This is a genomic window from Novosphingobium pentaromativorans US6-1 (assembly GCF_000767465.1).
Lineage (GTDB): Bacteria > Pseudomonadota > Alphaproteobacteria > Sphingomonadales > Sphingomonadaceae > Novosphingobium > Novosphingobium pentaromativorans.
Genome location: NZ_CP009294.1, coordinates 30,031 through 50,545 on the forward strand (window position 1 = coordinate 30,031; position 20,515 = coordinate 50,545).

The window sequence follows — 20,515 nt, forward strand, 5'->3', positions numbered from 1 at the left end:
CGGGACCGTCATCGCCGATTGTCTTGCCGCCGGTCTTGCCGGCCGAGTCGAGGCGATAGTCGATAGTTCTCCATAGTGCAATACGTTGCACCGGGTAATTTGTTGGTGTAGGAATAGCGCAACAGAACGTCGATCCAGCGATTCGCCCGTGATGGGCGGGCGGCGCGGGACCGGATTCGGGAACACCGCCAAGGAGTCCAGTCATTCAGCGGAAGCCGTCCGACCGGCTGCCGCAAAGTGGGAGTGGAGCGTTATGGAAGCCGCAGAAAAGCGTGTCGGACGGATTGCCGATTTGCAAGCGATCAAACAGCGCCTGAAATCGTGGCTCGTGAAAGATCAGGCGAGGGGTATCTACCAGATCGACCGCGCCGCTTTCACTGATGCCGAGCTGTTCGATATCGAGATGAAGTACATTTTCGAGCGCAACTGGATATTCCTCGCTCACGAAAGCCAGGTCGCCAAACCCCACGATTTCCTTACCACCAAGATGGGGCGGATCCCCGTGATCATCACCCGGGACCGGTCTGGGACTGTCCGCGGACTGGTCAACGCCTGCGCCCACCGCGGCGCCAAGGTCTGCCGCGAAAAGGCCGGCAACAGGAAGAATTTCATGTGCCCCTTCCACGGCTGGACCTACTCGTCCGTAGGCGATCTTCTCGACGTCACCGAAGAAGGGGCGGGAGGCTATGCGTCCGGTTTCGACCGCGCCGATTTCGGACTTCCCCGGATCGCACGCCTCGAAATTTACCGCGGGTTCATCTTCGGCAGCCTGTCGGCCGATGTCTTGCCACTCGAGAAATATCTGGCCGGTTCGAAGGCGTTCATCGACCTGTTGGTCGACCAATCCCAGCATGGCGAAATGGAAGTGCTGCCCGGAGCAACCCGGTACCGCTATCGCGGCAACTGGAAGATGCAGGTTGAGAACGGCTTGGACGGGTATCACGTCGGGACGGTCCACGCCAATTACTTCATGACGGTGATGCGGCGGGTCGAAGGTGCCTCCAAGAACGACACTAGGGCGGTCGATATCACCAATATCAATCGGCAGGACGGCGGCTCGTTTTCCTTCCATAACGGACATTCTGTGCTGTGGACAGACTACGCGAATTTCAAGGATCGGCCGAATTTCGAGGTCCTCGATTGGATGGTGGATACCTACGGCGACGAAAAGGCGCTGTGGATGAACAAACGCATCCGGAATCTTCAGCTGTTCCCCAACGTCTTCCTGATGGATCAGACCAGCACCCAGATCAGGATCATCCAGCCGATCTCCGTCGACGAGACCGAAGTCACGACCTATTGCATCGCTCCGGTGGGTGAAAGCGCCTCGGCCCGGGCCCTGAGGATCCGGCAATACGAGGATTTCTTCAATGCCAGCGGCATGGCGACCCCGGACGATCTGACCGAATTCAACAACTGCCAGGCCGGGTATGGCGCAGGCGAAGGTCGGATGAACGACATGTCGCGCGGCTCGACGCGCTGGGAACAAAAGGCCGGGCGTTTCGGCGCCGGCCTTTCGGTGGATGCGGTGATGAGCAGTCCGTCAGTGGCTGACGAGGGACTCTATGTAGCTATCCACGACGAGTGGATCAGCCGGATGAACTCCGCTATCGACCAGGAGACCGCAGAATTTCTTGCCAAGGGCGACTTGGAGCTGGCGCAATGACGGCTACCGATACGCATTGGCTTGCCGTTTACCGCTTTCTCGGACGCGAGGCGGTAGCGCTGGATGATAAGGACTGGGACGCCTGGCTGTCGCTCTACGCGGAAGACGCGGAATACTGGGCTCCGGCCTGGGATGACCGCGAGCGCCTTACCGTTGATCCGCAGCGTGAAATCTCGCTGATCTATTATCACAATCGCGGTGGCCTTGAGGATCGGGTTTTCCGTATTCGCACCGGGCGGTCCTCGGCAAGTACGCCCGGGCCGCGCACTTCGCACGTGTTCACGCTGCTTTCGACGGAAGAAGGCGATGGCCTGGTGCGGGCGCGCACATCCTGGACGGTAACATCCGTGCTCGATGGGGCGGTAACCGTCTACAGCGGATCGGCCTTCTATGATCTCGAGCCTGCCGGCGGGAGTTTTGTGATCAAGCGCAAGAAGACCGTGATCATCAACGACCTCGCGCAGACCATGCTCGATGTCTACAGCATCTGACCGACCCATGGCAGCACCAGAAGAGCGTCCCGTCGTCGGAACCATGATCGGCGATCCTGCGGGGATCGGACCCGAAGTGACGGTCAAGGCCCTGGCGGACGGTTCGGTACACGAGGTGTCGATACCGGTGCTACTTGGCTCGGCAGCGGCGGTGGAGCGTGCGCTCGACATGACCGGGGTGAGGGCCCGGGTGCGCCGGATGCGTTCGTTCGAACAGCCCAGTGACGATGTCGGGGTGATCGACGTGATCGACACTGGAGCCTTGCCGGACGGCGTTTTGCCACTGGGTGTGGATACCGAAGTGGCCGGCCATGCCACCGCGCAATGGCTGGACGAGCTCGACGCGCTGGCCCGGGATGGCTCCTTCGCCGCGACGGTCATGGGACCGATCAGCAGCGGTTCGCTCAAGATGGCCGGAAAACTCGACAAGGTGATCAGCCCCACGCCGGGCGAAAGCTATCTGGTGTTGCTGACCGGTCCTTTGCGGGTGGCGCATCTCACCGATCACATGTCGCTGCGCCAGGTGATCGACGTCATCACCGCCGACCTCGTCGCCAAGGCAATCAGGCAAGTCAATGATGCCATGCGGTCCTGGGGAATCGCGCGTCCGCGGATCGCCGTGGCCGGACTCAACCCGCACGCTATGGGTGACGAGGACCGGCTCGCGATCCTTCCCGGGGTTGAACGGGCGCGGGCAACGGGCATCGCGGTGGAAGGCCCGATTGCGCCGGATTCGGTGTTCCGCCAGTGCATCGAGGGGCGCTTCGACATGGTCCTCGCGATGTTCCACGATCAGGGGCACATTGCCGTAAAGACCTGGGGCTTTTCGGGCAATTGCGTGATCATAATGGGTCCGCCCTATCTGCACATGTCGGTCGCCCACGGCACCGCCTACGATATTGTCGGCACGGGCAAGGCGGACGCCGCGATGATGCTCAGCGCGATGCACATTTGCGGTCAGCTCGCATCCGGACAGGGATTTACAGGAGAAGCACAATGAATGCCATGGCCCCAGTGGGAGCGCCCTCGCTCCCGACAGCGGTGGACTATAGAGTCTACCACGATACGCAGATTTTCGCCGCCGAGCAGCGCAATATCTTCAAGGGACGCACCTGGTGCTACCTTGGGCTTGAGGCCGAGATTCCCAACGCTGGCGACTTTCGCGCAACCCATCTCGGCGAAACGCCGGTGGTGCTCGTGCGCGGACAGGAAGGCAAGATTCATGCCTGGGTAAACCGGTGCGCGCACAAGGGCGCGACGGTGTGCCGTTCGTTGCGCGGCAACCAGGCCGACGGCGCGTTCGTCTGCGTCTACCATCAGTGGGCTTACGATTCAGAAGGCACGCTGGTCGGCGTACCCTTCCGGCGCGGGATGAAGGGCGTAGGAGGGTACGAAAAGGATTTCGATCTGGCCAGTCACTCGCTCGAGAAGCTCCGGGTAGAAAGCTACAAGGGCATGGTGTTCGGCACTTTTTCAGCCGACATCGAGTCGCTTGACGATTTTCTCGGCCCGGTGATGCGCAAGTATATCGACCGCGTTTTCCAGCGCCCGATCAAGGTACTGGGTTACTCCCGGCAATACATGGCGGGCAATTGGAAGCTCTATTCCGAAAACAGCCGCGACAGCTACCACGGCGGCTTGCTGCACCTGTTCTACCCGACTTTCGGAATCTACCGACAAAGTCAGGACAGCGCGGGTGAGCTGGCCGAGCAGGGCTTTCACAATGTCTTTACCTTCTCCAAGCCCAAGGGTGACATCGATTACGGATCGTTCGGCGATGAGGCCAATCGCGAAATGCAAGGGTCCGCCAAACTGCAGGACGAACGCCTGTTGCAATTCCGGCCCGAGATCGAGGACGATGTGGGCTTGCACATCCAGTCGCTGTTTCCGTCGGTCGTGCTGCAGCAGATCCAGAACACGCTGGCGACACGCCAGATTGTGACTCACGGTGTCGATAAGACCGAGCTGGTATGGACTTATTTCGGCTATGCCGACGACGATGAGGAAACGACCCGTCACCGGCTGCGCAACCTGAACCTTGTCGGCCCTTCCGGACTGATTTCGATGGAGGACGGTGAAGCGGTCGAGCTTTGCCAGCAGGGCACGGTCGGGGCCGAAGGCAAGCACAGTTTCATCGAAATGGGGGGCGACGACGTGCGCGGCTATTACGCGCCGCTGGGCATGGACGAAAACGCAGTGCGCGGATTCTGGAAAGGCTATCTGAACCTGATGGGTGATGCACTTGCCGTCAGTGCGGAGGCATCGGCATGAGCATGGTCGATCCTGTTTTGCAAGGCCTCGTCGATTCCTTGAACGCCGCTTACTGTCTGTGTCTGGATGACGGCCGGCTTGAGGAGTGGCCCGAGTTCTTTGTCGATGATTGCCTTTATCAGGTGATCGCCCGCGAAAACGTCGACAACGGGCTGCCCGCCGCAGTCATTTATTGCGACAGCAAGGGCATGCTGGTCGATCGGGTTGTGGCGCTGCGCCAGGCAAATGTTTTTCCGGAGCATTTCAGCCGTCACCTGATTTCGCGAGCGGTCTTGACCGGGATCGACGGGGACACCGTGTCGGCCGAAGCAAGCTATGCCGTGCTGCAGACCCGCAACGACGGTGAGACCCGCATCTACAATGTCGGGAAATATGTCGATCGGCTGCTGATCAAGGACGGTTTGGCCAAGCTGGTGAGCCGAATGTGCGTCTATGACACCCACAGGATCGCGACGCTGCTGGCGACTCCGATCTGACGGCCGAACATCGATTTGGCATCGAAAAGAAATCAAGAGGAGAAACACAATGAAACTGTTCATCAGCCCGGGCGCATGCTCGCTTGCCCCGCACATTGCCCTGCGCGAAACCGGTGCCGATTTCGAAGCAGTCAAGGTCGATCTGGCCGTGCGCAAGACCGAGGCGGGCGAGGATTTCCTCACCGTCAACCCGTCCGGCAAGGTCCCGGCCCTGACCCTGGACAGCGGCGAGACCCTGACCGAGAATCCCGCCATCTTGCTGTACATTGCCGACCAGAACCCCGCGTCGGGCCTGGCACCGGCCGAAGGCAGCCTCGATCGTTACCGGCTGCTGAGCCGTCTCAGCTTCCTCGGTTCCGAATTCCACAAGGCATTCGTGCCGTTGTTCGCCCCCGCCACTTCCGACGAAGCGAAGGCGGCGGCCGCGGAATCGGTCAAGAACCACCTCGCCGCGCTCGATAAGGAATTGGCCGGGCGGGACCATTATGCTGGCAATGCTTTCAGTGTTGCCGACATCTATCTGTACGTGATGCTGGGTTGGCCAGCCTACGTCGGTATCGACATGGCCGCCTACCCCGCGCTCGGCGCCTATGCTGGCAAGATCGCGCAGCGTCCCGCCGTGGGTGCCGCGCTCAAGGCCGAAGGCTTGGCGTGAGCCGGACAGGCCGACTTCCGGCATGATGTGATGGAGTTGAATCATTCTCCATTTGCAAATGCGTTCTGGTTGGTGCAATAACGAGAAACCGGATGAACGCGAGAGTTGTGAGCTTTGCCTGTCGCGATGACAGGCAAGGCAACCGGCAAAAAGCTGTTGACAATTGATCGGGAGAGCCATGACTGCCGTTGCCATCGACATCGCACGCCCGGAGATTGGCAAGTCAGTCACGGTTGACGGCAGCGTCACGAACTACCACGATGTGGGCGATGGCGCACCGGTCCTGCTGATCCACGGATCGGGACCCGGGGTGACCGCCTGGGCGAACTGGCGGCTCAACATGCCCGAGCTCGCGAAGCGCTTCCGCGTCATCGCGCCCGACATGTTCGGGTTTGGCTATTCGGATTCGAAGGGCCGGATCGAAGACAAGCGGGTGTGGGTCGATCAGGTTGCATCCCTGCTGGATGGCCTCGGGATCGACAAGGTCTCGATGGTCGGAAATTCCTTCGGCGGGGGCATAACCCTGGCATTCATGATCGCGCATCCCGATCGGGTCGAGCGGGCGGTGCTGATGGGCCCGGCCGGGCTCGATTTCCCGATCACGCCGGCGCTCGACCTAGTCTGGGGCTACCAGCCTTCGCTGGAGGAAATGCGCGCCTCGCTCAAGTACCTCGCCTGGGACCACAGCCGTCTGACCGAAGACCTTGTCCAGTCGCGTTACGAAGCGAGTGCGCGTCCTGAAGCGCACGAGCCGTATTACGCGACGTTCGGCGGGTTTGACCGGCAGGCCAACATCGCGATGCTGGCAAGCCGCGAGGAAGACGTGGCGGCACTGCAGCACGAAACGCTGATCCTCCACGGCCTGTTCGACCAGGTGATTCCGCTGGATTCGACCGTTCGCCTTGCCAGCCTTTTGCCGCGCGCCGACCTGCACGTTTTCGCGGAATGCGGCCATTGGGTGCAGATCGAACGGATGGCGAGCTTCAACCGCATGGTGACCGAATTTTTCGAGAACGGCCTCAACGCCTGAAGGGACAAGGAGAACTGAAATGGCGCTGACCGGTGTACTTCGCCCTGGCTATGTCCAGCTGCGCGTCCTCGATCTGGATGAAGCGATCCAGCACTATCGTGACCGTATCGGCCTCAACCTGGTGAGCGTCGAAGGAGGCAGGGCTTTCTTCCAGGCCTTCGACGAGTTCGATCGCCACAGCATCATTCTGCGCGAGGCCGATTCTGCCGGACTCGACCGGATGGCATTCAAGGTCGCCAAGGATGCCGATCTCGACCACTTTGCCGAGCGGCTGCTCGACATGGGGGTCCACGTCGATATCATTCCGGCGGGCGAAGATCCCGGCGTTGGCCGAAAAATCCGCTTCAATACGCCAACCGCCCACGTGTTCGATCTTTATGCCGAGATGGAGCTGTCCGAGACCGGACCGGCCGTACGCAATCCGGATGTCTGGATCGCCGAGCCGCGCGGCATGCGCGCGACGCGGTTCGATCACTGCGCCCTCAACGGCGTGGATATCTCGGCGAGCGCAAAGATTTTTGTCGAGGCACTCGATTTCTCAGTGACCGAGGAATTGCTGGATGAGGCTTCGGGCACTCGTCTGGGTATCTTCCTTTCGTGCAGCAACAAGGCCCACGACGTGGCGTTTCTGGGCTATCCCGAGGACGGACGGATCCATCACACGTCGTTCTTCCTCGAATCCTGGCACGACGTCGGCCATGCCGCCGACATCATCAGCCGCTACGACATTTCGCTCGATATCGGCCCGACCCGCCATGGGATCACGCGCGGGCAGACGATCTATTTCTTCGACCCGTCGGGCAACCGCAACGAGACGTTCAGCGGCGGCTACACCTACTATCCCGACAATCCGCGCCGGATGTGGCAGGCCGAGAATGCCGGTAAGGCGATCTTCTATTACGAGAAGGCGCTCAACGACCGCTTCATGACGGTGAACACCTGAGCATGAACGGAGTGGCGACAATCCGGTCGGTGGGACACGATCTTGCCGCCAAGGCGGTGCAGGTCGCGGTGGCGAAAGGCGGCGAGGCGGGCTGTCCCCTCGTCGCCGCAGTGGTTGGCGCCACCGGTGAGCTGGTCGCCCTGTTGCGCGCCACCGGGGCACCGTTCCCATCCTCGCAGATCGCGCAGGACAAGGCCTATACCGCTGCCAGCTTCAAGGTTCCGTCGCCGGACGTCTACAAGATGGTCGCAGGCAATCCCGCGCTGAGCGGGGGTATCGCCGCGAAGCCCGGAATCGCCATGTTCGGCGGCGGACTGCCGATCGCGATCGCCGGCGAAATCGTCGGCGCGATCGGAGTGTCGGGCGGAACCGAAGAACTGGATACGCAGTGCGCAAACGCAGCCCTCATCTCGATCGGGGCGACGCAATATTGAGCGTCCGGCCATCGCGGCATTGAAACAAGACGCTACGGAGAATGGAAGAGCCCATGGCAAATGAGAATACCCCGGCTGTTACCGACACCATCCTGAATTTCATCGGGGGCGCTTATCGCCGTGGAAGCACCGGCAAGACCTTCGACAATTTCGCTCCTGCGACCGGCCTTCGCATTGGTACTGTCCACGAGGCGAGCGAGGCCGATGTGGCCGATGCGGTCGCTTCGGCCAAGGCGGCGCTTAACGGCCCCTGGGGCAAGATGAACACGGCGGAACGGGTCAAGCTCATCTCCGCGGTCGCCACCGAGATCGAGCGCCGCGCGGACGATTTCCTCGCAGCCGAAGTGGCGGATACCGGCAAGCCGCGCCATGTCGCTTCGCATATCGACATTCCGCGCGGTGCCGCGAACTTCCGGATGTTTGCCGACGTCATTTCGACGACCCCGACTGAATCGTTTGCAACGGCAACGCCCGACGGCGGGAAGGCGCTCAACTACGTGGTGCGCAAGCCCAAGGGTGTGATCGCGGTGATCTGCCCGTGGAACTTTCCCCTGCTGCTGATGACCTGGAAGGTCGGACCGGCCCTGGCGTGCGGCAACACGGTTGTGGTCAAGCCATCGGAAGAGACGCCGCGGACCGCGGCGCTGCTGGGCGAAGTCATGAACGCGGTCGGGATGCCCGAGGGTGTCTACAACGTGGTGCATGGTTTCGGGGCGGGTTCGGCCGGGGAATTCTTGACCTCGAACCCCGATATCGATGCGATCACATTCACCGGCGAAACCGGCACCGGCCAGGCGATCATGCAGAAAGCTGCGGTCGGGGTGCGCGACATTTCGTTCGAGCTGGGCGGCAAGAATCCGGCCGTCGTGTTCGCCGACGCCGATCTCGACAAGGTGGTCGAAGGATTGTCGCGTTCGGTATTTCTCAACACCGGGCAGGTCTGCCTTGGGACCGAGCGGGTCTATGTCGAACGGCCGGTTTTCGACGAATTAGTCAAGCGGATGACTGTGGCGGCCACGGCGTTCAAGCCAGGCGCGACCGGCGATCCAGCCTATCTGGGGCCGCTGATCAGCGCCGAGCACCAGGAAAAGGTGCTGGGATACTATGCGCGCGCGGTGGCCGAAGGCGCCACTGTCGTCACCGGGGGCGGGGTTCCCGCGATTTCTGGGGATGAAGCGGGTGGCTTTTATGTCGAGCCGACGCTGTGGACCGGCCTGGCGCACGACAGTTCGGTGATGCGCGAAGAGATTTTCGGCCCGTGCTGCGGGGTCATTCCCTTCGATAGCGAAGACGAGGTGATCGGCCTGGCCAACGATACCGACTACGGGTTGTGCGCGACCATCTGGACTGAAAACCTCTCGCGGGCGCACCGAGTCGCCGCCTCGATGCAGGTTGGCGTCTGCTGGGTCAATTGCTGGTTCCTGCGGGATCTGCGCACCGCATTCGGCGGTTCCGGACATTCCGGTATCGGCCGCGAAGGCGGCGTGCACAGCCTCGAATTCTACACCGAAACCGAAAACGTCTGCGTGAAGCTTTGAGACCATGACGACTGAAACCAAGATCGATCCCATGGCCATCCAGCAGGCGGCCGAGCAATTACGGGGCGCGGCTGCCAGCGGCAAGCCGGTGGCGCCGATCCGCGATCTCATTTCGGCTGGCGGGGTGGATGCCGCCTACGCCGTGCAGGAAATCAACACCCGGCACGCCCTTGACAGCGGACGGCGCCTGGTCGGCCGCAAGATCGGCTTGACCTCGGTGGCGGTCCAGCGCCAGCTTGGCGTCGACCAGCCCGATTACGGCATGCTGTTTTCCGACATGGACGTGCCCGAGGGGATTCCGATCTCGCTCGATCAGGTCATCCAGCCCAAGGTCGAGGCCGAAATCGCGATCGTCGTTGGCCGTGATCTGCCTTATCCCGATCTCACCACCGCCGAGATGATCCGTGCGGTCGAATATGTCGTACCCGCGATCGAGATCGTCGATAGCCGCGTTGCCAACTGGGACATCCGCATCTGGGACACCGTCGCCGACAACGCCTCGAGCGGGCTGTTCGTGCTGGGTGCGGTGCCGCGCAAGCTCGAAGCGCTCGACCTGCGCGAATGCGGCATGGTGATGGAGGTAAAGGGCGAGCCGATCTCCGTGGGGGCGGGGATTGCCTGCCTCGGCAGCCCGATCACCGCATCGCTGTGGCTGGCGCGGGTGATGGCCCGGGTCGGACGCCCGCTGCTTGAAGGCGACGTGATCCTGTCCGGTGCGCTCGGGCCAATGGCCGGGATCGCGCGCGGCGATGTCGTGGAAGCGAGAATCAATGGCGTCGGAACGGTGCGGGCGGCTTTCGCTGCCGAGGTCGGCTGACGCAGATGAACGGAGAGATCGAAGAATGACCAAGATGAAGTGCGCCATTATCGGCTCCGGAAACATTGGTACCGATTTGATGATCAAGCTGCTCAAGGGGTCCGATACCCTTGAACTGGCGGCGGTGGTCGGGATCGACCCGGCCTCGGAAGGCCTCGCCATGGCCCGCGAACGCAGCGTGGCGACAACCCATGAGGGTATTGAAGGGCTGCGCAAGCTGTCGGCCTACCCCGAGATTGGCATCGCATTCGATGCGACTTCGGCCTACGCCCACAAGGAACACGATGCGGCCCTGCAAGCCGACGGCAAGCTGGTTGTCGATCTGACCCCTGCCGCGATCGGGCCGTTTTTTGTCCCGCCGGTCGGCGGAGTGCTCGACAGCGAAATCCGCAATGTCAACATGGTCACCTGCGGCGGTCAGGCGACCATTCCCATTGTCGCCGCGGTTTCGCGGGTGACCCCCGTTCATTACGCTGAAATCGTCGCGTCGGTGTCCTCGCGGTCTGCCGGGCCCGGCACCCGCGCGAACATCGACGAATTCACCCGGACCACCGCGAAGGCGATCGAGATAGTGGGCGGTGCCGGCCGCGGCCGGGCGATCATCATCCTCAATCCCGCCGAACCGCCGATGATCATGCGTGATACGATCTTCACGCTTACCGATCAGGTGGACGAGGAGGCTATCCGCGCCTCGGTTAAGGAAATGGTCGAGACCGTGCAAGCCTATGTGCCCGGCTATCGCCTCAAGCAGGAAGTGCAGTTCGAACCGTTCGGCTCCAACCGGCCGCTGAAGATCCCCGGCTACGGCGAATTCGTCGGCCTGAAGACCAGCGTGTTCCTCGAGGTCGAGGGCGCTGGCGACTATCTTCCGAAGTATTCCGGCAATCTCGACATCATGACCGCCGCCGCCAAGGCAGCGGGTGAGCGTCTGGCCCAACAGCACCTCGAAAAGGTGGCAGCATGACCTTCAACCCCGAAACCGGTAAGCTCTACATCCAGGACGTCACCCTGCGTGACGGCATGCATGCCATTCTTCACATGTATGGCACCGACAGTGTCCGCACCATTGCCAAGGCGCTGGACGATGCCGGCGTCGATGCGATCGAGGTGTCGCACGGCGATGGCCTCAACGGCACCTCGTTCAATTACGGGTTCGGCGCCCATACCGACTGGGAATGGATCGAAGCCGCCGCCGACGTGATCAGGAACTCCGTGCTGACCACATTGCTGGTGCCGGGTATCGGCACGGTCGAGGAACTTCGCCGCGCCTATGCGCTTGGGGTGCGTTCGGTCCGGGTCGCGACCCATTGCACCGAAGCCGACGTCGCCAAGCAGCATATCGGCATTGCCCGAGACCTCGGCATGGATGTCTCGGGCTTTCTGATGATGAGCCACATGATCGATGCCGAGGCGCTGGCACAGCAGGCCCTGCTGATGGAAAGCTATGGGGCGCATTGCGTTTATGTGACCGACAGCGGCGGCGCACTCGACATGGACGGGGTGCGCGATCGCCTGCGGGCCTATGACCGCGTGCTCAAGCCGGAAACACAGCGCGGCATGCACGCCCACCACAACCTCAGCCTTGGCGTCGCCAATTCGATCGTCGCGGCCCAGGAGGGTGCGGTGCGGATCGATGCGAGCCTTGCCGGAATGGGAGCAGGGGCCGGCAACGCGCCGCTCGAGGTGTTCGTCGCCGCCGCCGACCGCAAGGGCTGGAACCATGGCTGCGACGTGATGGCGCTGATGGACGCGGCGGAGGACATCATCCGTCCGCTGCAGGACCGCCCGGTGCGCGTGGATCGCGAAACGCTGAGCCTGGGCTATGCCGGGGTCTATTCGAGCTTCCTGCGCCACGCGGAAAAGGCCGCCGAACAGTATGGGCTGGATACGCGCGAAATCCTGATCGAACTGGGCAAGCGCCGGATGGTCGGGGGGCAGGAAGACATGATCGTCGATGTCGCGCTCGATCTCGTTTCCACACGCGCGGCATAGGCACATCGCAATGGACAAACTTGAGCGATACGCAGAAATCCTCGACAGCGCCGCCTTGCACGCGCGTGCCACTCCGCAGCTCACCCATACCGATCCCGATCTGAGCGTCGCGGATGCCTACCGGGTCCAGCAGCTGTCGGTCGATCGGCGGCTGGCGCGGGGCGAACGCCGCATCGGGGTCAAGATGGGGCTGACTAGCCGCGCCAAGATGCTGCAGGTCGGGGTCGACGAGGTCGCCTGGGGGCGATTGACCGATGCCATGCTGATCGAGGAGGGCACGGCCATGTCGCGGGCGCGTTTTGTCCATCCGCGGGTCGAGCCTGAAGTCGCCTTCCTGATGAAGGCGCCGCTGGCCGGAAAAGTGACGGCGGCGGCCGCGCTGGCGGCGGTCGAGGCGATTGCCCCAGCCATGGAAATCATCGACAGCCGCTATGAGAACTTCAAGTTCGCGCTGTCCGATGTCATCGCCGACAACACCTCGTCGTCCGGGCTGGTGATCGGTTCCTGGAACAATCCGGCGATGGATTTCTCGAACCTCGGCGTTTACCTCGAAATCGACGGGGAAGTCACGCAAATCGGCTCGACCGCCGCGATTCTCGGCCACCCCCTGCGCTCGCTGGTCGCGGCAGCCAGGCTTGTTTCCGAAGCTGGTGAGGAGATTTCGGCCGGAGACATCGTGATGGCGGGCGGGATTACCGCCGCGCCCAATCTCGCGCCTGGCCAGACGGTGCGCACGACCGTCCAGGGGCTGGGTTCGGTCATGTTCCAGGTGGAGGCCTGAATGCCGATCATCGAGGTCAATATGCTCGAAGGGAGGACTCCCGACGATAAGGAGCGGTTGATCCAGGCTTTGACCGCTGCCGCCATCGAATCGATCGGCGCTCCGCGCGAATCGGTTCGCGTCATCCTGCGCGAGATTCCACCGGGTCATTTCGCGGTGGGTGGAGAGTCCTTCGCTGCCAAAGCAGCCGCGAAGGCAGCTGGACATGGCTAGAACCGTGACCGGCCTCTATCAAATCCGCGTGGTCGGCGGCGGCGAGTTTACCTGCGGCGGGGACGAGCGGGTCCTCCTCGCAATGGAACGTTGTGGTGCCGGCGATATCGGGGTTGGTTGCCGGGGCGGCGGCTGCGGAATTTGCCGGGTGAAGGTAGTCGAAGGCGATTATCGGACCGGCAAGATGAGTGCGGCGAAGGTGTCGGATAGCGATCTCCAGGCAGGTTATGCCCTGGCTTGCCGTCTGTTTCCGGCCGGAAACCTGGTCATTGCAGTAGAATAGTTTTGGAAGGAGATTTGAAATGGCTACCCAACTGAAGAGCACGGAAAACGAATACGGCATCAAGCCGGAATACGGACACTTCATTGGCGGTGAATGGGTTTCGGGCGACAGCGGCAAGACGATCGACCTGATCAACCCGGCGACCGGGGCGGTGCTCACCAAGATCCAGGCCGGCAACGCCAAGGACATCCAGCGCGCGGTCGCAGCGGCCAAGGCCGCCTTCCCGAAGTGGTCGGAAAGCTCGCCCGCCGAACGTCAGGAAATCCTGATCGAGGTCGCCCGCCGGCTCAAGGCACGCCACCAGCACTACGCCACGCTCGAAACCCTGAACAACGGCAAGCCGATCCGCGAATCGATGCACTTCGACATGCCGCAGGCGATCGGCCAGTTCGAAGTGTTCGCCGGCGCGGCCTATGGTCTGCACGGCCAGGCGCTGGACTTTCCCGACGCGATCGGCATCGTTCACCGCGAGCCGCTGGGGGTCTGTGCGCAGATCATTCCGTGGAACGTTCCGATCCTGATGATGGCCTGCAAGATCGCGCCAGCCCTGGCTTCAGGCAACACGGTGGTGCTCAAGCCCGCGGAAACCGTCTGCCTTTCGGTTATCGAATTCTTCGTCGAAATGGCCGACCTTCTGCCCCCGGGCGTAATCAACGTCGTGACCGGTTACGGCGCCGACGTCGGTGAAGCGCTGGTGACCCACGAGGATGTCCGCAAGGTCGCGTTCACCGGTTCGGTGGCGACGGCTCGCCGGATCATCCAGTATGCTTCCTCGAACATCATTCCCCAGACTCTGGAATTGGGCGGCAAGTCGGCGCACATCGTTTGCGCGGATGCCGATATCGATGCGGCAGTGGAGAGCGCCACGATGTCGACGGTGCTGAACAAGGGTGAGGTCTGCCTGGCCGGTTCGCGGCTGTTCCTGCACCAATCGATCCAGGACGAGTTCCTCGCCAAGTTCAAGGAAGCTCTTGAAGGCATCCGGCAGGGGGATCCGCTCGACTTCGGCACCCAACTCGGCGCGCAGGCTTCGCAGATGCAGATGGACAAGGTCCAGAGCTATCTCCAGCTGGCCACCGAGGAAGGCGCGACCGTCCTTACCGGCGGCAGCCGGAACGATAGCTTGGCCGACGGGCATTTCATCAAGCCCACGGTCTTCACCAATGTCAGCAACTCGATGCGCATCGCTCGCGAGGAAATCTTCGGCCCTGTCACCAGCGTGCTGACCTGGAACGACGAAGACGATATGATGGCGCTGGCGAATGACACGACCTATGGCCTGGCCGGCGGCGTCTGGACCAAGGACATCGCCCGCGCGCACCGGATTGCCCGCAAGCTCGAAACCGGAACGGTGTGGATCAACCGTTACTACAACCTCAAGCCCAACATGCCGCTGGGCGGATACAAGCAGAGCGGTTTCGGTCGTGAATTCAGCCATGAGGTGCTGAACCACTACACGCAGACCAAGTCGGTTATCGTCAATCTGCAGGAAGGGCGCGTGGGGATGTTCGACCAGTAAGGTTGTCCAACCCGTACAATCGGTTTGAAGAGGAGAGAGGCATTGTCTGCAAGGCTTGAAGGACAGGTTGCGCTGCTGACCGGCGGCGCAACCGGAATTGGTGCGGCGGTGGTCGCCCGCTACATCGAAGAAGGGGCCAGGGTCGGCGTGCTCGTCCGCGACGACGATCAGGCCCAGCTGGTGCGTTCGCGCCACGGTGACAAGGTCACCGTGGTCGCGGGCGACGTCCGTTCCTTTGCAGACAATGCCCGGGCCGTTGCCGAGACTGTCGCGGCATTTGGCAAGCTGGATGTCTTTGTCGGCAATGTCGGGATCTGGGATTTCATGGTGCCACTCGAGCAGCAGGATCCCAAGATTCTGGAAAAGACATTCGACGAAATCTTTGACGTCAACCTGAAGGGGTATTTCTTCGGTGCGCGCGCCGCTCTCCCCGAACTGAGGAAAACCAAAGGCAGCATCGTTTTTACCGCCTCGACGTCGAGCTACTACACTGGCGGCGGCGGGACGCTGTATGTCGCATCGAAGCACGCGGTGCTTGGCCTGATCCGGCAGCTGGCCTGGGAACTGACACCCGATATCAGGGTCAATGGCGTCGCGCCGGGCGGCACCCGAACTCCGTTCAGCGGCACCAAGACTGGCGGGTTTTCCGAAACCAAGATGGAGGAGATGCCTGGCCTGGACGGAATGATCGCGGGCATGACGCCACTGGCGCGGATCGCCGAGCCGGACGATCATGCAGGTCTCTACGCGCTTTTGGCTTCGCGCCGCGATTCCGCATACATGACCGGAACGGTCCTGCTCAGCGACGGCGGCGTCGGCATCGGCAAGCGTCCCGACGCCTGATCCGCCGGTTCGGCCAGACGGCAAACACCGCAGGAACGACACCCTGTATCCGAATGTGGAGGATCGAGAACCATGGCCGAAAAATTCGAGTTCAAGGAACTGCTGAACGTGGCGGGTGTGATCGGCGCCGCGCGGTGGAAGCCAACCCATGTGGGACCAACGATTGCACCGCCGGAACTGGTCGAATTCGGCGGCGATATCACTCGGGATCGGGCCGAACGCATGATGGGCCATGCCGAAGCAGGCGGGCTTGCGATCTATGGCATCGGCCAGCTCAGCTACCAGCGGGCGCCGGTCGACAAGACAGTCGTCTACCCGATCGATGCCTATTATGCGCATGGCCAGTACACCTCGGTGATCGCAACCATCAACCGGGTTGCCGTGCTGCTGGACAACAAGGCAAAAGTGGATGTTCAGGACATGGTGCGAAAGATGATCCTGGTCGATAACTGAGAGCTGGGTTTGCCCGATCGACTTCGGTCTGGCTCTGCGTACTTGCTTGGCCATGAATGGCGTAAAATGGAAGTCGCGGCATCCCCGAAAAGGGATGCGGCCTAGACTAAGTTGCAAGGGGGTAATCAGAGAGAAAAATTCCCATTCGGGTGCAACTGTCGGTTGGGGGTCGCGCGGTCTGACCAACGCGATCTTTGCCAGCGCGCCCGATCACGAGCGCCAGAATGGCCGAACGCTCTACACATAATTTGAGTATGATAAAGGCTCTGACTCTGGCGGGCCGAGCGGGACGGTTCGAGTTGGCGCATGGCGGCACACTGTTCCTTGATGAAATCTCGATGCTGTCCCCGCTGGCTCAGAGCAAGGTTCTCCGGGTCAAGCAGGAGTGCGGATACGAGATAGAGGGCGATATGAGGGCCACGAGGGGGCAATGTCAGGGAAATCGAACGATGGTTGAACGTGCGATTTTGCTGGTGAACGATGGCGAGGCGATCGACCTTTGGCACCTGTTCCTCGGCTCGGGTCGCGCGTGCATCAGGGCCGACCTGGCCTTGACCAACGATGGACGGGTGTCGGGCGCCGAGGTCGGTAAAGAACAGGATCAGTCGATCAGTCACTTGGTCGGACTGTTGCGACAGAACGGGGAAGGGCTGGAAACATTTGAATGCACGATCGTCGAAGCAGCGCTTGAGGCTGCACAGGGCAATGTCGCGCAGGTAGCTCGAGACCTTGGCATGACTCGCCGGCAACCTGCATCGCGCCTGGAAAAGATCGGGCGGTAGAGAGTGCCTCATCATCCATCACTTGCAACGAGTTGTATAATATGCAAAGATAGACAGTCACCGCGGCTGCCCTGAACAGCCCTGACGTGGCAAACAGAAATTTGGGAGAGAACTAAGTGCGCTCGATTGCTATAGTTGGTGCAAACCTGGCCGGTGGGCGCGCAGTCGAAGCCCTGCGGCAGGCAGGGTTCGACGGGCGGATCACCTTGATCGGCGAAGAACCGTGGCGTCCTTATGAACGGCCGCCGCTCTCCAAGGAAGTGCTGTGGGAACCGGCAAATGTTCCGGACAATTTCTTCCTGCAGGACGAGGCCTGGTACGACGATAACCGTATCGACATGCGCCTGGGCACCCGAGCCGAAGCAATCGACCTTGCGAGCGGCGGGGTCCGCCTGTCAGGGGGCGAGCTGGTTCAGGCGGACCGGATCCTGCTCGCCACGGGCGGTCACGCCCGCAAGCTCAACCTTGCCGGGGCCGATTGCGAGAACGTCCATTATCTGCGCACACGAGACGATGCGACCCGCATGGCGCTCGACCTGCGCGAAGGTGCCAGCATCGTGATCGTCGGCATGGGCGTAATCGGCGCCGAAGTCGCCGCCAGTGCGGTAAAACTCGGCTGCAAGGTCACCGTCGTCGAGCCGATGCCAGTGCCGATGGAAAGAGCGCTCGGCCGGCGCTTTGGGCAATGGCTGGGCGAGGAGCATCGCAGGCGGGGAGTAGCGACCCATTTCAACTGCGGCGTGACCGGCTTCAGGTTTGCCGGCAACCGTGTCAGCGCGGTCGTGGCAGACGATGGCACCGTGATTCCGTGCGATGCCGTGATCGTGGGGGTGGGGATCGTGCCGGCCACCTCGCTGGCCCGCGATGCCGGGATCGAGGTCAACAACGGGATCATCGTCGACCGTCGATGCCAGACCAGCAACCCGGCGGTATTCGCGGCGGGCGACGTGGCCGAGCAGGACGGGTTTTTCGGCGGACGGTTCAGGCAGGAAACCTACCAGAACGCTGCCGACCAGGCGCAGGCGGGCGCCCTGGCGATGCTGGGGCAGGAGGTCTCCTACTGCAAGCCGATGTGGTACTGGAGCGATCAGTTCGATCTCAACATCCAGTTCTGCGGGCAAATTCCCGTAGAAGCCGATATCGCAATTCGCGGCGAGATGGACAGCAACACCTTCGTCGCCTTCTTCCTGGCCGGTGAAACGATCGAAGGCGTACTGACGGTCAACCGCGCGCCCGACATGGGGGTGGGCAAGCGGCTCGTCGAAAGGCGAGCCCGCGCCAGCGCCGCAAGCCTGGCAGACGCCAATGTTTCCTTGCGGGACTTGCTCAAGCAGGCGGGCTGATTTCCGGCGGCGCGGTCAGCCGATGCCGCCCCCAGCCACGTACAGCGTCTGGCCTGTGACATAGGACGCATCGTCGGAGGCGAAAAAGCAGATCGCCGCGGCCAGTTCTTCGGGCTCGCCAAAGCGGGCCATCGGCGTATCGCGCAGCGTCTGCTCCATCACTTGGCCGAACCCCAGGCGATCCGCGTCGGTGGGCGCAGCCGGATTGCGCGGGGTGACTCTGGTCACGTTGACCCCGCCCGGCGCGACGCAGTTGACGCGGATGCCGCTGGCTTCGAGTTCAAGCGAAAGCGCAGCGGTCAGCGCAGCGACCCCGCCCTTGGCAGCGGCGTAAGGCACGCGATTGACCCCGCGTGTCGCAACCGAGCCGATGTTGACGATCGCGCCGCGCCCTGCCGCCAGCATGTGGGGCAGCACTGCGTGGCAGCACCACAGGGTCGGCCACAGCGACCGGTTGATTTCCGCGGTGATTTCCTGCGGGGCGTAGTCCCAGTAGGGCTTGGCCCAGATCGTACCGCCGACGTTGTGGACGGCGACGTCGATTCGCCCGAAGCGGTCGATGACCGACTGATACAACTCGACCGCGCCCTCGCAATGCTCCAGGTCCACCGCGACAGCCAGAGCATTGCTGCCTTCTGCCTGAAGCTGTGCGGCCGAAACCTCAGCCGCCTCCGCTGCGCGGTCGGCGATGACCACGCTTGCGCCTTCCTCGGCCAGGCGCCTTGCGGTCGCTAGGCCAATACCTTGCGCTCCGCCTGTGACCACGGCCACCTTGTCATGGAATCGCTTCGACAGAGTCTCGTCCACACAACCTCCCTTGCGTCCGTCCTGGCGCCGCCAGATCTATTCGATTTTCGGAAAATTCGGCCAGTAGCGGCGAGAATCCGATATTAGGACTTGAAGTGGCATAAGGAAAAGCATTACACAATGGGGAACGTCCCGCTTTAGGCGGGGCTATTTCCAATGGGAGAGCATGAGCCATGGCAAAGACTTTGTTGAGCGCCACCGATGTCAAGGGCGCTTGGGCAATCATTCCGACCCCGTCCAAGGCTAACGCGTCGGACTGGCGTGCGACCAAAACCGTCGATCTCGATGAAACCGCTCGCGTGGTCAACGGGCTGATCGATGCCGGGATCAACGGCATCCTGAGCATGGGAACGCTTGGTGAAGCGGCGACCATGACCCTTGACGAAAAGCTGGATTTCATGCGTGCGCTGGTCGACGCGGCGGCCGGCCGGGTTCCGGTCTTCGTCGGCACGACCTGCATCAACACCCGCGATACGGTGGCGCTGACGCGCCAGGCGCTTGAACTGGGCGCCGACGGCACAATGCTCGGCGTGCCGATGTGGTGCGCGCCGAGCCTCGACGTCGCTGTCCAGTTCTACAAGGACGTTGCCGAGGCCGTGCCGGAAATGAACATCGCGATCTACGCGAACCCGGAAGCCTTCAAATTCGATTTCCCGCGGCCGTTCTGGGCTCAGGTGGCTGAAATTCCTCAGGTCGTGACCGCCAAATATATCGGCGTCGCCAACCTCTTGCCCGACCTGGCCGCGATCCGCGGTCGGATCAAGCTGCTGCCGATCGACTTCGACTATTACGGAGCGGCGCGGATGGATGATTCGGTCGATGCCTTCTGGTCGAGCGGCGCGGTCTGCCACCCGCTGGTAACCACGACCCTGCGCGACCTGGTCGTCCAGGCTCGCGCAAGCGGCGACTGGAGCGCGGCCAAGGCGTTCATGGGCCGCCTCGGCCCGACCGCGGCACCCTTGTTCCCGAACGGCAGCTTCAAGGAATTCTCGACCTACAATATTGCGCTGGAAAAGGCGCGGATGGACGCCGGTGGCTGGATGAAGGCTGGGCCGGTGCGTCCGCCATACCATCTCTGTCCGGAGCCCTATCTGGCAGGCGCGCGCAAGTCCGGTCAGATGTGGGCCGAACTGGGCAAGGCGCTCGAAGCTGAAGATTTGGGGGCTGCCGCTTAGAAG

The 20,515-nt window shown here is 62.2% G+C and carries 23 protein-coding genes; 22 read left to right on the forward strand and 1 reads right to left on the reverse strand.

Annotated elements, in window-relative coordinates; translation table 11 throughout:
• Positions 1 to 253 precede the first annotated feature (253 nt).
• The 21 genes from JI59_RS23675 (at position 254) to JI59_RS23775 (ending at position 18,530) form a co-directional block, all read left to right on the forward strand.
• The gene (locus JI59_RS23675) at positions 254 to 1,666 is read left to right on the forward strand and encodes an SRPBCC family protein (protein WP_007015972.1); all 1,413 of its coding nucleotides are present in this window, start codon (positions 254 to 256) and stop codon (positions 1,664 to 1,666) included.
• Entirely contained in the window at positions 1,663 to 2,157 is a 495-nt protein-coding gene (locus tag JI59_RS23680; RefSeq protein WP_007015973.1) for an aromatic-ring-hydroxylating dioxygenase subunit beta, read from the forward strand. Before JI59_RS23675 ends, JI59_RS23680 begins: the two co-directional genes overlap by 4 nt.
• Positions 2,141 to 3,157: a PdxA family dehydrogenase gene (locus JI59_RS23685; RefSeq protein ID WP_047824522.1), complete on the forward strand. Its 1,017-nt coding sequence runs from the start codon at positions 2,141 to 2,143 to the stop codon at positions 3,155 to 3,157. Before JI59_RS23680 ends, JI59_RS23685 begins: the two co-directional genes overlap by 17 nt.
• Positions 3,154 to 4,428 carry an aromatic ring-hydroxylating dioxygenase subunit alpha gene (locus tag JI59_RS23690; protein WP_007015975.1) on the forward strand — a complete coding sequence of 425 codons (1,275 nt, stop codon included), beginning with the start codon at positions 3,154 to 3,156 and terminating at the stop codon, positions 4,426 to 4,428. Before JI59_RS23685 ends, JI59_RS23690 begins: the two co-directional genes overlap by 4 nt.
• On the forward strand, positions 4,425 to 4,904 hold the full coding sequence (locus tag JI59_RS23695; RefSeq protein ID WP_007015976.1) for an aromatic-ring-hydroxylating dioxygenase subunit beta: 480 nt from the start codon (positions 4,425 to 4,427) through the stop codon (positions 4,902 to 4,904). The genes JI59_RS23690 and JI59_RS23695 overlap by 4 nt, the downstream gene beginning before the upstream one ends.
• A gap of 49 nt (positions 4,905 to 4,953) precedes the next feature.
• Complete coding sequence (gene gstA, locus JI59_RS23700) at positions 4,954 to 5,559, forward strand: glutathione transferase GstA (protein WP_007015977.1); 606 nt, start codon at positions 4,954 to 4,956, stop codon at positions 5,557 to 5,559.
• A gap of 178 nt (positions 5,560 to 5,737) precedes the next feature.
• Positions 5,738 to 6,589, forward strand: a complete 852-nt coding sequence (locus JI59_RS23705) for an alpha/beta fold hydrolase (RefSeq protein WP_007015978.1) — start codon at positions 5,738 to 5,740, stop codon at positions 6,587 to 6,589.
• Between the two features lie 19 nt (positions 6,590 to 6,608).
• Complete coding sequence (locus JI59_RS23710) at positions 6,609 to 7,532, forward strand: catechol 2,3-dioxygenase (protein ID WP_007015979.1); 924 nt, start codon at positions 6,609 to 6,611, stop codon at positions 7,530 to 7,532.
• A gap of 2 nt (positions 7,533 to 7,534) precedes the next feature.
• Positions 7,535 to 7,966 carry a GlcG/HbpS family heme-binding protein gene (locus JI59_RS23715; RefSeq protein ID WP_007015980.1) on the forward strand — a complete coding sequence of 144 codons (432 nt, stop codon included), beginning with the start codon at positions 7,535 to 7,537 and terminating at the stop codon, positions 7,964 to 7,966.
• A gap of 53 nt (positions 7,967 to 8,019) precedes the next feature.
• Positions 8,020 to 9,504, forward strand: coding sequence for a 2-hydroxymuconic semialdehyde dehydrogenase (locus JI59_RS23720; protein ID WP_037485729.1), 1,485 nt, complete (start codon positions 8,020 to 8,022; stop codon positions 9,502 to 9,504).
• 4 nt (positions 9,505 to 9,508) lie between these two features.
• Positions 9,509 to 10,321, forward strand: coding sequence for a 2-keto-4-pentenoate hydratase (locus tag JI59_RS23725; protein ID WP_007015982.1), 813 nt, complete (start codon positions 9,509 to 9,511; stop codon positions 10,319 to 10,321).
• Between the two features lie 25 nt (positions 10,322 to 10,346).
• A complete protein-coding gene (locus tag JI59_RS23730; protein WP_007015983.1) occupies positions 10,347 to 11,285 on the forward strand; it encodes an acetaldehyde dehydrogenase (acetylating) in 939 nt (312 codons plus the stop codon).
• Positions 11,282 to 12,313, forward strand: a complete 1,032-nt coding sequence (gene dmpG / locus JI59_RS23735) for a 4-hydroxy-2-oxovalerate aldolase (protein ID WP_007015984.1) — start codon at positions 11,282 to 11,284, stop codon at positions 12,311 to 12,313. Before JI59_RS23730 ends, dmpG begins: the two co-directional genes overlap by 4 nt.
• A gap of 10 nt (positions 12,314 to 12,323) precedes the next feature.
• Positions 12,324 to 13,094, forward strand: a complete 771-nt coding sequence (locus JI59_RS23740) for a 2-keto-4-pentenoate hydratase (protein WP_007015985.1) — start codon at positions 12,324 to 12,326, stop codon at positions 13,092 to 13,094.
• Positions 13,095 to 13,307: a 2-hydroxymuconate tautomerase gene (locus tag JI59_RS23745; protein ID WP_007015986.1), complete on the forward strand. Its 213-nt coding sequence runs from the start codon at positions 13,095 to 13,097 to the stop codon at positions 13,305 to 13,307.
• Positions 13,308 to 13,311: 4 nt separating this feature from the next.
• Complete coding sequence (locus JI59_RS23750; protein WP_007015987.1) at positions 13,312 to 13,590, forward strand: 2Fe-2S iron-sulfur cluster-binding protein; 279 nt, start codon at positions 13,312 to 13,314, stop codon at positions 13,588 to 13,590.
• A gap of 19 nt (positions 13,591 to 13,609) precedes the next feature.
• Positions 13,610 to 15,109 carry an aldehyde dehydrogenase family protein gene (locus JI59_RS23755; RefSeq protein WP_007015988.1) on the forward strand — a complete coding sequence of 500 codons (1,500 nt, stop codon included), beginning with the start codon at positions 13,610 to 13,612 and terminating at the stop codon, positions 15,107 to 15,109.
• 42 nt (positions 15,110 to 15,151) lie between these two features.
• Positions 15,152 to 15,952: a 3-(cis-5,6-dihydroxycyclohexa-1,3-dien-1-yl)propanoate dehydrogenase gene (hcaB, locus tag JI59_RS23760; protein ID WP_007015989.1), complete on the forward strand. Its 801-nt coding sequence runs from the start codon at positions 15,152 to 15,154 to the stop codon at positions 15,950 to 15,952.
• 72 nt (positions 15,953 to 16,024) lie between these two features.
• Positions 16,025 to 16,405, forward strand: a complete 381-nt coding sequence (locus JI59_RS23765; RefSeq protein ID WP_007015990.1) for a hypothetical protein — start codon at positions 16,025 to 16,027, stop codon at positions 16,403 to 16,405.
• 224 nt (positions 16,406 to 16,629) lie between these two features.
• A complete protein-coding gene (locus tag JI59_RS27900) occupies positions 16,630 to 17,187 on the forward strand; it encodes a helix-turn-helix domain-containing protein (protein ID WP_138921581.1) in 558 nt (185 codons plus the stop codon).
• A 116-nt stretch (positions 17,188 to 17,303) separates the two neighbouring features.
• Complete coding sequence (locus JI59_RS23775; RefSeq protein ID WP_007015992.1) at positions 17,304 to 18,530, forward strand: NAD(P)/FAD-dependent oxidoreductase; 1,227 nt, start codon at positions 17,304 to 17,306, stop codon at positions 18,528 to 18,530.
• Between the two features lie 15 nt (positions 18,531 to 18,545).
• On the opposite strand, the gene JI59_RS23780 is transcribed toward JI59_RS23775, so the two are convergent.
• A complete protein-coding gene (locus tag JI59_RS23780) occupies positions 18,546 to 19,337 on the reverse strand; it encodes a 1,6-dihydroxycyclohexa-2,4-diene-1-carboxylate dehydrogenase (protein WP_007015993.1) in 792 nt (263 codons plus the stop codon).
• 173 nt (positions 19,338 to 19,510) lie between these two features.
• Between JI59_RS23780 and JI59_RS23785 the strand changes: the two genes are divergently transcribed.
• Positions 19,511 to 20,512, forward strand: a complete 1,002-nt coding sequence (locus JI59_RS23785) for a dihydrodipicolinate synthase family protein (RefSeq protein WP_007015994.1) — start codon at positions 19,511 to 19,513, stop codon at positions 20,510 to 20,512.
• Positions 20,513 to 20,515 lie beyond the last annotated feature (3 nt).

Excerpts from the sequence above, each read along its gene's own strand:
- JI59_RS23765 (WP_007015990.1), top strand. The coding sequence starts at position 16,025 with ATGGCCGAAAAATTCGAGTTCAAGGAACTGCTGAACGTGGCGGGTGTG.
- JI59_RS23720 (WP_037485729.1), top strand. The coding sequence starts at position 8,020 with ATGGCAAATGAGAATACCCCGGCTGTTACCGACACCATCCTGAATTTC.
- JI59_RS23685 (WP_047824522.1), top strand. The coding sequence starts at position 2,141 with ATGTCTACAGCATCTGACCGACCCATGGCAGCACCAGAAGAGCGTCCC.
- JI59_RS23745 (WP_007015986.1), top strand. The coding sequence starts at position 13,095 with ATGCCGATCATCGAGGTCAATATGCTCGAAGGGAGGACTCCCGACGAT.
- dmpG (WP_007015984.1), top strand. The coding sequence starts at position 11,282 with ATGACCTTCAACCCCGAAACCGGTAAGCTCTACATCCAGGACGTCACC.
- JI59_RS23690 (WP_007015975.1), top strand. The coding sequence starts at position 3,154 with ATGAATGCCATGGCCCCAGTGGGAGCGCCCTCGCTCCCGACAGCGGTG.
- JI59_RS23715 (WP_007015980.1), top strand. The coding sequence starts at position 7,535 with ATGAACGGAGTGGCGACAATCCGGTCGGTGGGACACGATCTTGCCGCC.
- JI59_RS23725 (WP_007015982.1), top strand. The coding sequence starts at position 9,509 with ATGACGACTGAAACCAAGATCGATCCCATGGCCATCCAGCAGGCGGCC.
- JI59_RS23705 (WP_007015978.1), top strand. The coding sequence starts at position 5,738 with ATGACTGCCGTTGCCATCGACATCGCACGCCCGGAGATTGGCAAGTCA.
- JI59_RS27900 (WP_138921581.1), top strand. The coding sequence starts at position 16,630 with ATGGCCGAACGCTCTACACATAATTTGAGTATGATAAAGGCTCTGACT.
- JI59_RS23710 (WP_007015979.1), top strand. The coding sequence starts at position 6,609 with ATGGCGCTGACCGGTGTACTTCGCCCTGGCTATGTCCAGCTGCGCGTC.
- JI59_RS23740 (WP_007015985.1), top strand. The coding sequence starts at position 12,324 with ATGGACAAACTTGAGCGATACGCAGAAATCCTCGACAGCGCCGCCTTG.
- JI59_RS23730 (WP_007015983.1), top strand. The coding sequence starts at position 10,347 with ATGACCAAGATGAAGTGCGCCATTATCGGCTCCGGAAACATTGGTACC.
- JI59_RS23675 (WP_007015972.1), top strand. The coding sequence starts at position 254 with ATGGAAGCCGCAGAAAAGCGTGTCGGACGGATTGCCGATTTGCAAGCG.
- JI59_RS23695 (WP_007015976.1), top strand. The coding sequence starts at position 4,425 with ATGAGCATGGTCGATCCTGTTTTGCAAGGCCTCGTCGATTCCTTGAAC.
- JI59_RS23755 (WP_007015988.1), top strand. The coding sequence starts at position 13,610 with ATGGCTACCCAACTGAAGAGCACGGAAAACGAATACGGCATCAAGCCG.
- gstA (WP_007015977.1), top strand. The coding sequence starts at position 4,954 with ATGAAACTGTTCATCAGCCCGGGCGCATGCTCGCTTGCCCCGCACATT.
- JI59_RS23785 (WP_007015994.1), top strand. The coding sequence starts at position 19,511 with ATGGCAAAGACTTTGTTGAGCGCCACCGATGTCAAGGGCGCTTGGGCA.
- JI59_RS23680 (WP_007015973.1), top strand. The coding sequence starts at position 1,663 with ATGACGGCTACCGATACGCATTGGCTTGCCGTTTACCGCTTTCTCGGA.